The organism is Sphingomonas sp. CFBP 13706, assembly GCF_014842355.1.
Classification (GTDB): domain Bacteria; phylum Pseudomonadota; class Alphaproteobacteria; order Sphingomonadales; family Sphingomonadaceae; genus Sphingomonas; species Sphingomonas aerolata.
In genome coordinates, this window is the sequence record NZ_JACYVM010000002.1 from 565,009 (window position 1) to 578,500 (window position 13,492).

At 68.3% G+C, this 13,492-nt stretch carries 13 protein-coding genes; 4 read left to right on the forward strand and 9 right to left on the reverse strand.

Annotation, left to right across the window (positions count from 1 at the left end):
* Positions 1-55 precede the first annotated feature (55 nt).
* Positions 56-925, forward strand: coding sequence for a UTP--glucose-1-phosphate uridylyltransferase GalU (galU, locus tag IFS44_RS06060; protein ID WP_192097800.1), 870 nt, complete (start codon positions 56-58; stop codon positions 923-925).
* Positions 926-983: 58 nt separating this feature from the next.
* Here the strand turns inward: galU and IFS44_RS06065 are convergent, their stop codons facing one another.
* From IFS44_RS06065 to IFS44_RS06095, 7 genes are all read right to left on the reverse strand, one after another.
* Positions 984-1,739, reverse strand: coding sequence for a HesA/MoeB/ThiF family protein (locus IFS44_RS06065; RefSeq protein ID WP_192097801.1), 756 nt, complete (start codon positions 1,737-1,739; stop codon positions 984-986).
* Positions 1,736-2,251: a hypothetical protein gene (locus IFS44_RS06070; protein ID WP_192097802.1), complete on the reverse strand. Its 516-nt coding sequence runs from the start codon at positions 2,249-2,251 to the stop codon at positions 1,736-1,738. Before IFS44_RS06070 ends, IFS44_RS06065 begins: the two co-directional genes overlap by 4 nt.
* Entirely contained in the window at positions 2,248-2,688 is a 441-nt protein-coding gene (dut, locus tag IFS44_RS06075) for a dUTP diphosphatase (protein ID WP_192097803.1), read from the reverse strand. The genes IFS44_RS06070 and dut overlap by 4 nt, the downstream gene beginning before the upstream one ends.
* A gap of 10 nt (positions 2,689-2,698) precedes the next feature.
* A complete protein-coding gene (gene coaBC / locus IFS44_RS06080; protein WP_192097804.1) occupies positions 2,699-3,892 on the reverse strand; it encodes a bifunctional phosphopantothenoylcysteine decarboxylase/phosphopantothenate--cysteine ligase CoaBC in 1,194 nt (397 codons plus the stop codon).
* Positions 3,893-3,902: 10 nt separating this feature from the next.
* A complete protein-coding gene (locus IFS44_RS06085; RefSeq protein WP_192097805.1) occupies positions 3,903-5,024 on the reverse strand; it encodes a hypothetical protein in 1,122 nt (373 codons plus the stop codon).
* Positions 5,025-5,037: 13 nt separating this feature from the next.
* Positions 5,038-6,570, reverse strand: coding sequence for a 2-polyprenylphenol 6-hydroxylase (gene ubiB / locus IFS44_RS06090; RefSeq protein WP_107929524.1), 1,533 nt, complete (start codon positions 6,568-6,570; stop codon positions 5,038-5,040).
* Positions 6,571-6,808: 238 nt separating this feature from the next.
* Positions 6,809-7,588 carry a class I SAM-dependent methyltransferase gene (locus IFS44_RS06095; RefSeq protein WP_192097806.1) on the reverse strand — a complete coding sequence of 260 codons (780 nt, stop codon included), beginning with the start codon at positions 7,586-7,588 and terminating at the stop codon, positions 6,809-6,811.
* A 56-nt stretch (positions 7,589-7,644) separates the two neighbouring features.
* On the opposite strand from IFS44_RS06095, the gene mutM reads away from it, so the two are divergent.
* The 3 genes from mutM (at position 7,645) to dnaA (ending at position 10,753) form a co-directional block, all read left to right on the forward strand.
* Positions 7,645-8,460, forward strand: coding sequence for a bifunctional DNA-formamidopyrimidine glycosylase/DNA-(apurinic or apyrimidinic site) lyase (gene mutM, locus IFS44_RS06100; RefSeq protein WP_192097807.1), 816 nt, complete (start codon positions 7,645-7,647; stop codon positions 8,458-8,460).
* Positions 8,461-8,567: 107 nt separating this feature from the next.
* On the forward strand, positions 8,568-8,831 hold the full coding sequence (gene rpsT, locus IFS44_RS06105; RefSeq protein WP_031394736.1) for a 30S ribosomal protein S20: 264 nt from the start codon (positions 8,568-8,570) through the stop codon (positions 8,829-8,831).
* A 461-nt stretch (positions 8,832-9,292) separates the two neighbouring features.
* A complete protein-coding gene (gene dnaA, locus IFS44_RS06110) occupies positions 9,293-10,753 on the forward strand; it encodes a chromosomal replication initiator protein DnaA (RefSeq protein WP_342366344.1) in 1,461 nt (486 codons plus the stop codon).
* A gap of 137 nt (positions 10,754-10,890) precedes the next feature.
* Here the strand turns inward: dnaA and trpS are convergent, their stop codons facing one another.
* Both trpS and murJ read right to left on the reverse strand, forming a co-directional pair.
* A complete protein-coding gene (trpS, locus tag IFS44_RS06115) occupies positions 10,891-11,898 on the reverse strand; it encodes a tryptophan--tRNA ligase (protein WP_056675004.1) in 1,008 nt (335 codons plus the stop codon).
* Between the two features lie 9 nt (positions 11,899-11,907).
* A complete protein-coding gene (murJ, locus tag IFS44_RS06120) occupies positions 11,908-13,473 on the reverse strand; it encodes a murein biosynthesis integral membrane protein MurJ (protein ID WP_192097809.1) in 1,566 nt (521 codons plus the stop codon).
* Positions 13,474-13,492 lie beyond the last annotated feature (19 nt).

The following is a 13,492-nucleotide window of genomic DNA, read 5'->3' on the forward strand; positions in this document are numbered from 1 at the left end:
GCGGCTTTATGCACCCGCAACGATCTGCACCCGCAACGATACAAGGGACTACTGAATGACGATCAAACCGCTGCGCAAGGCCGTATTCCCCGTTGCTGGGCTTGGCACGCGATTCCTTCCGGCGACCAAGTCGATGCCCAAGGAGATGCTGACCGTCGTCGACAAGCCGCTGATCCAATATGCCGTCGAAGAGGCGCTGGAAGCGGGGATCGAGCAGATCATCTTCGTCACCGGCCGCGGCAAGGGTGCGCTCGAGGATCATTTCGACATCTCCTACGAGCTCGAGGCGACGATGCGCGCGCGCGGCAAGTCGCTGACCGTGCTCGACGGCATCCGCCAGCGGCCCGGCTCGCCCGTCTATGTCCGCCAGCAGGAGCCGCTGGGTCTTGGCCATGCGGTCTGGTGTGCGCGCGAGATCGTCGGCGACGAGCCGTTCGCGGTGCTGCTCCCCGACGAGCTGATGGTCGGCAAGCCCGGCTTCATGAAGCAGATGGTCGAGGCGTATAACAAGGTCGGCGGCAACGTCATCGGCGCGCTCGAGGTCGCCGATTCGGAAACCGACAAATACGGCATCATCTCGCCCGGCGCGACCGACGGTCGCCTGACCGAGGTCACCGCGCTGATCGAGAAGCCCGCCAAGGGCACCTCGCCGTCGAATCTGATGATCCCGGGCCGCTACATCCTCCAGCCCGAGGTGATGCGCATCCTCGAAGGGCAGGAAAAGGGTGCCGGCGGCGAGATCCAGCTGACCGACGCGATGGCGCGGCTGATCGGCAACCAGCCGTTCCACGGCTTCACCTTCGATGGCCAGCGCTACGACTGCGGCGACAAGGCGGGCTATATCCAGGCCAATCTCGCGCTCGCGCTCGCACGCGACGATATCGGACCGGTCGTCCGCGCCTTCGCCAAGACGCTGCTGGGCTGAACCGCCCGCACGTTGCGGGGCGGGTGGGGTTCGCCCATCCGCCCCGCTCGGCGGCGGATCAGCCGCCGCCGCAGCAGGGGCAGCCGGGGTCCTTGGGCAGCCGGATCGTCCGGAAGCGGAGCGACAGCAGGTCGATCAGCAACAGCTGCCCCGCCACGTCGTCGCCGAACGGTGCGACCGCACGAATCACTTCCAGCGCTGCCAGGCTGCCGACCACGCCCGTGACGGGGCCGAGGATGCCGTCCTCCGCACAGCTCGTCTCGGCACGCTCGGGGTTCTCGCCGACGAAGCAGCGATAGCAGGGCCGGTCGGGCTCCCAGCCGCGATAGACGCCGAGCTGGCCTTCGAACTGTCCGACCGCCGCCGAGACCAGCGGGATCCGCGCCGCATGCGCCGCATCGGCGACGACGAACCGCGTCGCGAAATTGTCGCAGCCGTCGAGCACCACGTCCGCGCCCGCGATCAGCGCGCCGATATTGCCCTGGTCGACCCTCAGGCGGTGCGCGTCCACCGCGACGTTCGGATTGATCCGGCGCAGCGCCGCGGCCGCGGCCTCGACCTTGGCGAGACCCTGGTCTTCGGTGCGGAAGATCGTCTGACGCTGGAGGTTCGACGTCTCGACCGCGTCGTCGTCGATCAGCACGAGGCGCCCGATCCCGGCGGCCGCGAGATACTGGATCGCCGGCGAGCCGATGCCGCCGGCGCCGATCACCACCGCTGCCGCCGCTTTCAGGCGGAGCTGACCGGTGCCGCCGAATTCGCGGAGAACGATGTGCCGGGCATAGCGCGCGAGTTCGTCGTCGGAGAGCGTCATGCCTTCCACGCGAACACCATCGTCGTGCGGTACCAGCTGTCGGTGGCGGCGCCGCGCAGATCGACATTGTTGCGCGCCGCGCCCAGCAGCAGGCCGGCGGCGAACTGCTCGACCGTCGGACAGTCGATCGCGCGCGGCGTGACCCGCCGCACCCGGCCATCCGCCGCCGCGAGCAGCGCGAGGTCGAGGTTCAGGACCCAGCCCTGCGGCGTTCGCGTCGCGCCGCCGCACCGCCCGGCCAGCACCTCGCGCTGGACGAACGTGCTGGCATCCAGCGACGGGGCGACCGCGCGCCGCAGCCGCAACACCGGCAGCGCGCTCCAGTCCTGTGGCGGCAGCGGGACGCCACCCGTCACCTGAGGCGGCGCGGACGGCGCAGGCGCGGGGGGCAGGGTCGGAACGACGGGCGGGGGGATGATTCGCGGCACGGGCAGCGCCGGTGCGGTCTGCAGATCGGCGGCCGGCGCCTGCACAGCGCCCAGCGACGCTGCCAGAAGAAGCAGCGCGATCATCGTCCGGTCGACCCGAATCCTCCATGTCCGCGCACCGTGTCGTCGAGCGCCTCGACCTCGCCGAGGCTCGCGCGCACCACCGCCGCGGGAACGAGCTGTGCGATCCGGTCGCCCCGGGCGATGTCGAAGGGGGCATCGCCGAGATTGGCGAGGATGACCTTCACCTCGCCGCGATAGTCCGAATCGATCGTCCCGGGCGTGTTGAGGCAGGTCACGCCGTGCTTGAGCGCAAGCCCCGAGCGCGGCCGCACCTGGACTTCGTAGCCTTCGGGAATCGCGATCGCAAAACCGGTCGCGACCGCCGCGCGGGCGCCCGGTGCAAGCGTCAGCGGCTCGGCCGCCACCACGTCCATGCCCGCGGCACCGGCGGTCGCATAGGCGGGCAGGGGGAGGCCATCGCCATGCGGCAATCTCTTGAGGTCTATACGGATCGTCATGCGGCGCGGTTTAGCGCATCGGCTGTGCGGGTTCCAGCGCATCGGCGACGCGCCGTGCCAGCTGCGCCGCGACTGCATCCTTGCCCTGCCGCGGCCAGCTCTCGACGCCGTCCTTCGTGACGATGTGGACGCTGTTGCTGTCGCCGCCCATCACGTCGCCCGACACGTCGTTGGCGACGATCCAGTCGACGTCCTTGCGCGCGCGCTTGGCGGTCGCATGCTCGACGATGCGTTCGGTCTCGGCGGCGAAGCCGATCAGCAGCGCGGGGCGCTGCGGGCTGCGCGCGAGTGTCGCGAGGATGTCGGGGTTCTCGGACAGCGCGAGCGTCGGCGTCGCGTCACCCTTCTTGATCTTCTGCACCGCGGCGTCGACGTGCCAGTCGGCGACCGCCGCGACCATGATCGCGGCATCGACGGGCAGCGCGCGGTCGACCGCATTAGCCATCTCGCGCGCGGTCTCGACGTCGATGCGCGTCGTGCCCGCAGGGGTCGGCAGCGTCACCGGCCCCGCCACCAGCGTCACCCGCGCGCCAAGTGCCGCAAGCGCGCCTGCGATCGCGAAGCCCTGCCGCCCCGACGACCGGTTGGCGATATAGCGGACGGGATCGATCGGCTCGTGCGTCGGCCCTGCGGTGACGAGAATGTGCCGGCCCGCGAGACGCTGCGGCTCGGCCTCAAGCGCGGCATCGATCGCGTCGGCGATCCGGTCGGGTTCGGGCAGCCGCCCCGGACCGAATTCGCCGCACGCCATCGGACCCTCGTCGGGCGCCATGACGGTGATGCCGTCCGCGCGCAGCTGCGCGACGTTGCGCACCGTCGCGGGGTGCAGCCACATCCGCACGTTCATCGCCGGCGCCGCGAGCACCGGCTTGTCGGTCGCGAGCAGCAGCGTGGTCGCAAGGTCGTTGGCGAGCCCGCCCGCCATCCGCGCGATCAGGTCCGCGGTCGCGGGCGCGACGACAATCAGGTCGGCCTGACGGCTGAGCTGGATATGCCCCATCTCCGCCTCGTCCTTCAGGTCCCACAGGGTGGTGTAGACCTTGTCCTCGCTGAGTGCAGCGAGCGTCATCGGCGTGACGAAATGCTGCCCCGCCTCGGTCAGCACGCAGCGGACCGCATGGCCCCGCTTGCGCAGGAGTCGGACGAGTTCGCTCGCCTTGTAGGCGGCGATGCCGCCCCCGACGATCAGGAGAATACGCTTCATGCCGCGAGTCCTAGCGGATCACGCGCGTCACCGTAATCCGTCGTGTATCGCGCGCCGCGACGATCATGTCGCGCAGGCCATCGACCGCGAAGACGATCCCGACGAGCAGGACGGGGGTCGTGATCAACGCCCAGGGGAAGTCGTCGCTGCGCACGCCCAGCGCGATCACCGCCGCATAGCCCAGCAGCGTCGCGAGCGCGCGGACTGCGGCAGGATCGCGCCACGCCAGCCACCCGAACAGCGCGGTCGCGATCAGGACCGCCGCCAGCCAGTCCGGCAGCAGCGCGAGGCCCGACGAGAGCGTCACGAGCTGCACATAGAAGCCGAACCCCTCAAGACCGCTCAGCCCCTGTGCACTCCGGTCGAGCGGACCGGTGACGAGCGTCACCGCATGCGCATGCGCGGCGAGCGCGACGAAGAAGACGAGCGTCGCGCCGACCCATGCGGCGGCCTCGCGGCGCTCGCCCTCGATCCAGGCGATCACCGCCATGATCACGACATAGATCAGCGCGGTCTCGCGGATCAGCATCGCCGACAGGCCGAGCGCGACCGCGGGGATCCACTCACCGGGGCGCCGCAACGCGAGCGAAAGCGCGATCAAAGCCCCGGCCCAGACTTCGGGGAAGACCACCAGCGGCGGCTCGAGATGCACGTAGAGCCCCGTCAGGACGAGCAGCCCCGCGATCCCCACGGGGATCGGCCCGGTCATCGCCGGGCGCAACCGGACGATCCACGCGCCCATCACGCCAATGCAGAGGAGCGGCAACAGCGCAGTGACGAGCAGCGGCGGCACCGCGGCCTGCACCACCGCCAGCGTCGGCAGCCGGACCGTCGTATAGGGCTTGAGCGGGGCGTGCGCGACGCGGTGCGCCTCGGCCGCCGCGACATAATAGGGCGTGCCGCTGCGCACGTTCGCGACGACGCTCTGATAGAGCAGCAGCTCGGTCTGGCCCAGCGGCGCGGACGCCACGCCCGCCCCGCTCGGGCGTGGTCCGGGCGCGCTGATCGCGGTCAGGCACGCGAGCAGCAGCATCGCGAACAGCGCGAGCCCCAGCCGCGCCTGCGACCGGGACATGCCGGCAAACCGGCTCGGGCCGACCAGCCACAGGGGGGCGCCCCGCCGTGTCCTCATCCGACGTGCAGGCTCATCCGAAGACCAGCGTCGCGGCAACCCCGGCCATCGCCGCGATCACCGCGACCAGCCCATAGCGCCAGCCGCCGCCGATCCGGATGACCTCGATCTCGCGCAGCGGCATCGTCGGCGGCGCGCCGCCGGGTGCCGGGTAATGCGCCTCGATCCGGCGGACCAGTTCGGGCAGCCGGGTCAGCGTGCGCACGTCCTCGATGATCCGGTCGGCGATCGCCGCCTCGGGGCCGAGTTCGCCGCGGATCCAGTCGCGCACGAACGGCTCCGCACTCTCCCACAGGTTGATGTCGGGATCGAGGCTGGTCGCCACGCCCTCGACCATCACCATCGTCTTCTGCAGCAGCAGCAGATGCGGCTGCGTCACCATGTCGAAATCGCGCGTGATCGAGAACAGGCTGTCGAGCATCATGCCGATCGACATGTCCTTGACCGGCAACCCGCGCATAGGCTCGCCGACCGCGCGCAAGGCGGTCGCGAATTCGGCGACGTCGTGATGCGCAGGCACATAGCCCGCCTCGAAATGGATCTCGGCGACGCGTTTATAGTTGCCGGTGATCAGCCCGTAGAGGATCTCGGCGAGCCAGACGCGGGCGCGCCGGTCGATCCGGCCCATGATGCCGAAATCGATCGCCGCGATCCGGTTGCCCGGCATCGCGAACAGGTTTCCCTGATGCATGTCGGCATGGAAGAACCCGTCGGCGATCGCCTGGCGCAGGAACGCGCGGACCAAGGTCTGCGCGAGGCCGGGCAGGTCGTAGCCGGCCGCCACCAGCGCGGGACGATCCGACAGCTTGATGCCGTTGATCCACTCGATCGTCATGACCTTGGCGGTCGATCGTGCCCAGTCGATCGCGGGGATGACGAAATCGGGCTCGGCGGTCATGCCGTCCGCGAGCTCGGACGCCGAGGCGGCCTCGCGGCGGAAGTTCAACTCGCGCAGCGTCCAGCGCTTGAACGTCTCGATCGTCAGGCGCGGCCGCAGACGCATCGCCTCGGGGCTCAGCGCCTCGAGCTGCGCCGCCGCCCAGCTATAGGTGTCGATCGCCCGCGCGAAATCATCCTCGACGCCGGGGCGCAGCACCTTGACCGCAACTTGGCGGCCATCGGTGGTCGTCGCGCGGTGGACCTGCGCGATCGACGCGGCACCGACCGGGACCTGCTCGATCCGCGAGAACAGCGTTTCGAGCGGCTTGCCGAAGCTCGCCAGCATCGCCGCCTCGATCGTCTCGTAAGGGACGGGCGAAAGCTGATCCTGCAGTCGCAGCAGATCCTGCGCGGCATCCTCGCCGACCAGATCGGGACGGGTGGCGAGCGTCTGGCCGAGCTTGATCGCGGCGGGGCCGATCGCCTGGAACGCATCGGCATAGCGCGGCACCTTCGGCACGCGCGCACCGAACCGGGCGATCCGCGCGAGGCGACGCACGGCGGCCGGCGTATTGGGATCCCGCTCGATCCCGCGCAGCGCGCCGTGCCGGGCGAGAATGCGACCCCATTTGAGAAGCCGCCAGACATGGGTGGTCGAGGCGGTCACAGACCGGACACCGCAGAAAGCGAGATTTGCTCACGCGAAGGCGCGAAGGCGCGAAGAGAAGAATTTGGTTCGCGCGGAGGCGCGGAGGCGCGGAGGGTGTGCACCCTGACGCGACTGCGGCCTTTCATCATCGGCGAAGAGTTGATTATGCGCTGTCGCGCGAATGCGGCTCTGACTCTCCGCGTCTCCGCGTCTCCGCGTGAACCCCTCTTCGCGCCTTCGCGCCTTCGCGTGATCACTAAATCTTCCAACCCGAATGAATCGCAACCAGACCGCCCAGCAACGGCTCGACCTTCGTCTGCACGAAACCCGCATCCGCGATCATCCCCTTGAACTTGGGCATGTCCGGGAATCGACGGATCGACTCGATCAGATAGCGATAGCTGTCGGCATCCTGCGCGAGCAGTTGCCCGAGCTTCGGCACCATCTTGTGCGAATAGGCGTCGTACACCTCGGCAAAGCCCGGCCACACGGTGGTCGAGAATTCGAGACAGTAAAACCGCCCGCCACGCCGCAGCACGCGGTGGGCCTCGCGCAGCGCCTTGGGGATGTCGGTCACGTTCCGGATCCCGAACGCGATCGTGTACGCGTCGAAGAACCTGTCGGGGAAGGCCAGCGTCTCGGCGTTCGCCTCGGTCCAGACCAGCCCGTCGAGCCCGCGCTTGTGCGCGCGTTCCATGCCGACTTCGAGCATCTGCGGATTGATGTCGGCGACCGTGATCGATGCGCCCGACGGCTCCATGCGGAACGCGATGTCGCCGGTGCCGCCCGCCATGTCGAGGATCTGCTCGCCCTCGCGCGGCTTCACGCGGCGCACGAACCGGTCCTTCCACAGCCGGTGCATGCCGCCCGACATCGCGTCGTTCATCAGGTCATATTTGCTCGCGACGTTCGAAAACACGCCGCCGACGCGCGCGGTCTTCTCGGTGGCGGGAATGTCCTCATAACCGAACGAGACGGTGTCCGCCTTCGGGGCGGTGCCGGGGATGAGAGCGGGGGCGGGCGCGATGTCATTCATGCCCCGTGCTCTAGCGGCGCCTTGTGGCGCGGGCAAACGCAACCTAGCTGGAAAACGTGCCAGAACTTCCCGAAGTCGAAACCACCGTGCGCGGGCTCGAACCCGTGCTCCTCGGCCAGCGCCTGGCCTCGGTCGAACCGCGCCGTGCGGACCTGCGCAAGGCGATTCCCGTCGACCTGCGGCAGCGCATGACCGGCGCGACCGTCACGCGGCTGTCGCGGCGCGCCAAATACGGCCTCATCGACACCGATCGCGGCGATACGCTCGTCTTCCATCTCGGCATGTCGGGACGCTGGCGGGTCGATCCCAGCGCGATACTGCCGCACGACCATCTGCTCATCGGCACCGCGGCGGGGCGGACGGTCGCGCTGAACGACCCGCGGCGCTTCGGCTTTCTCGATCTCTGGTCCAGCGACGCGATCGCGCACTATCCACCGTTCCTCGCCATGGGCCCCGAGCCGCTCGGCCCCGATCTGACCGCGGCCTATCTCCTCGCGGCGCTCGAAGGGCGGGGCGCGTCGATCAAAGCGATGCTCCTCGACCAGCGGATCGTCGCAGGCCTCGGCAACATCTATGTGTGCGAGGCGCTGCACATGGCGAAGATCGCGCCGAGCCGGGCGGCGGGGCGGATCGCGCTGCCGCGACTCGAACGGCTGGTCGCGGCGATCCGCGCGGTGCTGACCGCCGCGATCCTCGCGGGCGGCTCGAGTCTGCGCGACTATGCGCGACCCGACGGCGAGCTCGGCTATTTCTCAAAACAATGGCGCGTCTATGGTCGCGAGGGCGAGCCCTGTTCGTGCGGCGCGCTGGTCCGCCGCAGGACGGAGGGCGGGCGTTCGACCTTCTGGTGCGCGCGCTGCCAAAAGGCATGACGGAACGCGGTTGACGATTCGGTGCGGAGTGGGTAGGAGCCGCGCTTCGAGAGGGCGTAGGAGCAATCCGGCGCCCCTTTTTATCATTCGAACATCCAGAGGGCTTCATGGCGAACACGCCGCAGGCGAAAAAGCGTATCCGTCGCAACGACCGTCGCGCGGAAGTGAACGGCAACCGCGTTGGCCGTATCCGTACCTTCATCAAGAAGGTCGAGGCCGCACTGGCTTCGGGCGACAAGGGCGCAGCGACCACCGCACTAGCCGCGGCACAGCCTGAGCTGCAGCGTGGCGTCGCCAAGGGCGTGCTGCACAAGAACACCGCGAGCCGCAAGTTCGCGCGTCTGACCAAGGCCGTGACCGGGCTCGCCTGAGCGACCCGACATGGCCGGAGCGGATTGCCCGCCGGGATCTTCCCGGCGGGTTTTTTGCGTCTGCAAAGGGAACCGAAGGCGCGCTCGCGCAACCCACGGATTCCCCGCGATTCGAGTGAAGCCGGATCATGCCGCACCGGCTCCGAAATCGTAAAAATTGGCCAAACACAGCCACTTATAAAAATATCGACGCATTTCCGGGGCTTGATCAAGTCAACCCGCTTTATTTCGAAAATGTGACGTGCTCGGGCCTTGCTAGACTCGCCGATCGCTTCATAACTGAGCGAACGGCGGCGGTGAATCACGGACGTGAATCACCACTGCGCAAGCAACAGGGCGAAGATGCCGGGCGACCCTATGGGTCGTCACGGGGGATCATTTTCTGTCGGGACTATATCACCAGCGCGGCTGTCGCGCGGGGTCGGAGAAGTGTGCGCGTGACGAATTGGCAAGGATCGACCGTGCACGCTTCGGAGGCCGAAAAGGCCTGGGATCGCGTGCGCTCGTCCCTGCGCGAGTCTGCCGGCGCGCGCCTGTTCGAGCAGTGGCTGAAGCCGATCGAGCTGATCCCGAGCGACGACGAGGAGTCGATCCGCCTCGCCTTGCCGTCCGCCTTCATGACGAACTGGGTCCGCAACCATTATGCGGACCGGCTCGCGCTCGAATTCCGGCAGATCCTGCCGCAGGTCCGCACCGTCCAGATCGAGACGCGCAGGCCCGGCCCGAAGCCCGTGCTGCTGGTGATGCCGACCCCTGCGGAGGTCCTGGACCGCACCACCGCGGCTGCGGCCGTGGAACCCGCGCAGGTCCTGGTCAAATTTGGCGTCGACCCGTCGCTGAAGCCCGCCCCCGCCACCGCGGCGCAGCCCGTACCGGCCTATGACACCATCATCCCCGAGCGCCCGCCGCTCGATCCGCGCTATACGTTCGACCGCTTCGTCGTCGATGCGTCGAACAAGGTCGCGTTCAACGCCGCCAAGGTGCTTGCCGAGCCCGGACCCGTCCGGTTCAGCCCGCTGTTCCTCCACAGCAACACGGGGCAGGGCAAGACGCACCTGATGCATGCGATCGGCCACACGTTCCTCGCCGCCAACCCGCACGCGGTCGTGCTGTGCATGTCGGCCGAGCGGTTCATGTATGATTTCGTCGCGGCGATGCGCGCGCGCGACACGCATGCGTTCAAGCGCCGGCTGCGCGGCGCCGACCTGCTGCTGATCGACGATCTCCAGTTCATCGCCGGCAAGGACGCGACGCAGGAGGAATTCTTCCACACGATCAACGAGATCATGTCGGCCGGCAAGCGGCTGGTGATCTCCGCCGATCGCTGCCCGCAGGCGCTCGAGGGTGTCGAATCGCGGATCATCAGCCGCATGGCGGTCGGGCTGGTCGCCGACATCAAGGCGCCCGACCTGCTGCTGCGCCGGACGATCCTCGACCGCAAGCTCGTCGACCTGCCCGACCTGCGCGTGCCGACCGACGTGCTCGATCTGATCGCGAGCCGGATCCACGCCAATATCCGCGAGCTCGAGGGCGCGCTGAACCGCGTCATCGCCTATGCGCAGCTGACCGGCGAGACGATCGACCTCGAGTTCGCGATCGCGACGCTCGGCGAAGTGCTGCGCGGCGCGCAGAAGCGCGTGACGATCGACGAGATCCAGAAGCTGGTGACGGCGCATTTCGAGCTGAAGCCGCTCGACATGATCTCGGCCCGCCGCGCCCGTGCGGTCGCGCGGCCGCGGCAGATCGCGATGTATCTCGCCAAGCGCCTGACGACGCGGTCGCTGCCCGAGATCGGACGCAAGTTCGGCGGCCGCGATCACTCGACGGTGATCCACGCGGTCCGCAAGATCACCGAACTGCGCGACCAGGACCGCGACATCGACGCCGCGGTCCGTGTGCTGATGCGCGAACTCGAGGGCTGAGGCCTTCCTTCCCGTGTTCTCCCGCGAAGGCGGGAGCCCAGACTGGACCCCCGCCTTCGCGGGGGAACACGCCTTTCAGGTGAGGCACGTCCTCAAGTCGTCACGCGGCTTCCGCAGCCGGAACGGCGAAGCCGTCGTCAGACCTGCAACCCCATCGCATCCTGCGTCCGCTTCAGCACCGGCGCCGCCAGCGCGCGCGCCTTCTCCGCGCCGTCGCGCAGCACCGCGGTCACCGCGCTGCGATCGTCGAGCAGCCGCACCATTTCGTCACGAATCGGCCCAAGCTTGGCGACCGCGAGATCCGCGAGCGCCGGTTTGAACGCGCCGAACCCCTTGCCGCCATATTCGCCCAACACGGTCGCGACATCGCTGTCCGCCAGCGCGGCATAGATCGTCAGCAGGTTGCGTGCCTCCGCCCGGTCGCCGAGCTCGTCGACGGTCGCGGGCAGCAGGTCGGGATCGGTCTTCGCCTTGCGGAACTTGTCCGCAATCGTGTCGTCGCTGTCGATCAGCTTGACCACCGACTGTTCGGACGGGTTGGACTTGGACATCTTGGCCGACGCATCGCGCAACGACATGATCCGCGGCGCCGCCTTGCTGATCAGCGGCGCGGGGAGCGTGAACAGGTCGACGCCGTAATCGCCGTTGAACTTGGTCGCGATGTCGCGCGCGAGCTCGAGATGCTGCTTCTGGTCCTCGCCGACGGGCACGTGGGTCGCATTGTAGAGCAGCACGTCCGCCGCCATCAGCACCGGATAGTCATACAGCCCGACGCTCGCGCCCTCGCGGTTCTTGCCCGCCTTGTCCTTGAACTGCGTCATGCGGTTCAGCCAGCCGACGCGCGCGACGGTGTTGAGCAGCCACGCCATCTCGCTGTGCGCGGGCACGCGCGCCTGGTTGAACAGGATCGACTTGGCCGGATCGACGCCCGCCGCGATCATCGTCGCCGCGACCTCGAGCGTGTGTGATGAGAGTTCGGCGGGCGCGATCCATTCGGTCGGCGCATGCAGGTCGGCGATGAAGAACATCGACTCCCCGCCCTGCGCGACGACGTCGTCCTGCAACGCCACCCATTGCTTCACCGCCCCCAGGTAATTGCCGAGATGGAGATTACCGGTGGGCTTGATGCCGGAGACGACGCGCATGGGAAAACCTTATTTGGAACGACGCAGGAGCGTGGAGATATCGCCCAGCCGGAACGCGCCGGTGAGCAGAGTGGCGATCGCATAGACGACCCCGCCGGTCGCGACCAGCACGAGCATCGCCCCCCAGCGCTCGGTCCCGCTGCCCGTGACGAACGGCTGGAACAGGTCGTTGAGGAAATACATCACGCCGCCCATGATCAGCGCGGCGACCAGCAGCCGCCACGTCCGCCGTACCAGCCGCGCATCGGGGACGAAATGCCCGCGACGGACGAGCGTGCGATACAGCATCGCGACATTGACCGTGCTCGCGATCGCGGTGGCGAGCGGCGGGCCCATATGGCCGAGCGGCTTGATGAAGGCGAGGTTGAGGACGAGGTTCACGACCATCGACATCGTCGCATAGCGCACCGGCGTCTTCGTGTCGGACCGCGCATAATAGCCCGGCGTCAGCACCTTCACGAGGATGTAGGACGGCAGCCCGATCGAGAAGGCGGCGAGCGCCTGCGCGGTCAGGATGCTGTCCTCGAGCGCGAACTTGCCGTGCTGGAACAGCGCACCGACGATCGGCACGCCGCAGACGATCAGCGCCACCGTCGCGGGCAGCGTCAGGAACAGCGCGAGCTCCATGCCGCGGTTCTGCGTCGCCATCGCCTCCGTCTCCTCGCCGCGACCGAGCTGGCGCGAGATGGTGGGGAGCAGGACGGTGCCAAGCCCGATGCCGATCAGCCCGAGCGGCAGCTGGTTCAGCCGGTCCGCGAAATAGATATACGAGACCGAGCCCGCGGGCAGCAGCGCGGCGGCGAGCGCGGTCGAGACGACGAGGTTGATCTGCACCGCACCCGCACCCGCGGCGGCGGGCCAGATCAGCGACATCAGCCGCTTCACCTCGGGATTGAGCTGGGGCCGCTTCAGCCGGAGCACGACGCCCGATCTGCGGCAGGCGTAGATCAGCCAGAGCAGCTGGAGCGCGCCTGACACCGTCACCGCAATCGCCTGGTTGCGCACGGTCATCAGCGGCAGCCGCTCGTGGAACAGCAGCAGCGCGGCGATCAGCGTCGCGTTGAGCAGGATCGGCGCCGCAGCGTTGATCCAGAATTTATGCAGTGAATTGAGAATGCCGCCGAGCAGCGAGACGAGGCTGATCAGCAGGAGATAGGGCAGGGTGATCCGCGACAGGTGGACGACATAGGCGAACCGCTCGGCACTCGCCCCGTTGAACCCGAAGGTCAGCAGCCAGGTGACGGGCCAGGCGGCAAGCTCGAGCAGCACCGTCATGCCGATCAGCACCGGCAGCAAGACCGACAAGGCGTCCTCGGCAAAGGCGATGCCGTCGGGCAGGCCGCGGCCATCCTTGTCGCCGACCTTGCGGTTGAACATCGGGATGAACGCGGCCGAGAACGCGCCCTCGGCGAAGAGGGCGCGGAACATGTTGGGAAGGCGGAAGGCGATCAGGAACGCATCCGATGCGAACCCCGCGCCGACGAACCGCGCAAACAGCGAATCGCGCACCAGCCCCAGGATCCGGCTGGCGAGCGTCAGCCCGCCAACCGATCCCAGCGCTTTGGTCAGGTTCACTTATGCGCCCTCCGGTCCG

Coding starts and splice junctions, on each gene's coding strand:
- IFS44_RS06070 (WP_192097802.1), bottom strand. CDS start 2,251: ATGATCGCGCTGCTTCTTCTGGCAGCGTCGCTGGGCGCTGTGCAGGCG.
- IFS44_RS06065 (WP_192097801.1), bottom strand. CDS start 1,739: ATGACGCTCTCCGACGACGAACTCGCGCGCTATGCCCGGCACATCGTT.
- coaBC (WP_192097804.1), bottom strand. CDS start 3,892: ATGAAGCGTATTCTCCTGATCGTCGGGGGCGGCATCGCCGCCTACAAG.
- IFS44_RS06095 (WP_192097806.1), bottom strand. CDS start 7,588: ATGAATGACATCGCGCCCGCCCCCGCTCTCATCCCCGGCACCGCCCCG.
- IFS44_RS06085 (WP_192097805.1), bottom strand. CDS start 5,024: ATGAGGACACGGCGGGGCGCCCCCCTGTGGCTGGTCGGCCCGAGCCGG.
- galU (WP_192097800.1), top strand. CDS start 56: ATGACGATCAAACCGCTGCGCAAGGCCGTATTCCCCGTTGCTGGGCTT.
- trpS (WP_056675004.1), bottom strand. CDS start 11,898: ATGCGCGTCGTCTCCGGCATCAAGCCCACCGGTAATCTCCATCTCGGC.
- rpsT (WP_031394736.1), top strand. CDS start 8,568: ATGGCGAACACGCCGCAGGCGAAAAAGCGTATCCGTCGCAACGACCGT.
- dut (WP_192097803.1), bottom strand. CDS start 2,688: ATGACGATCCGTATAGACCTCAAGAGATTGCCGCATGGCGATGGCCTC.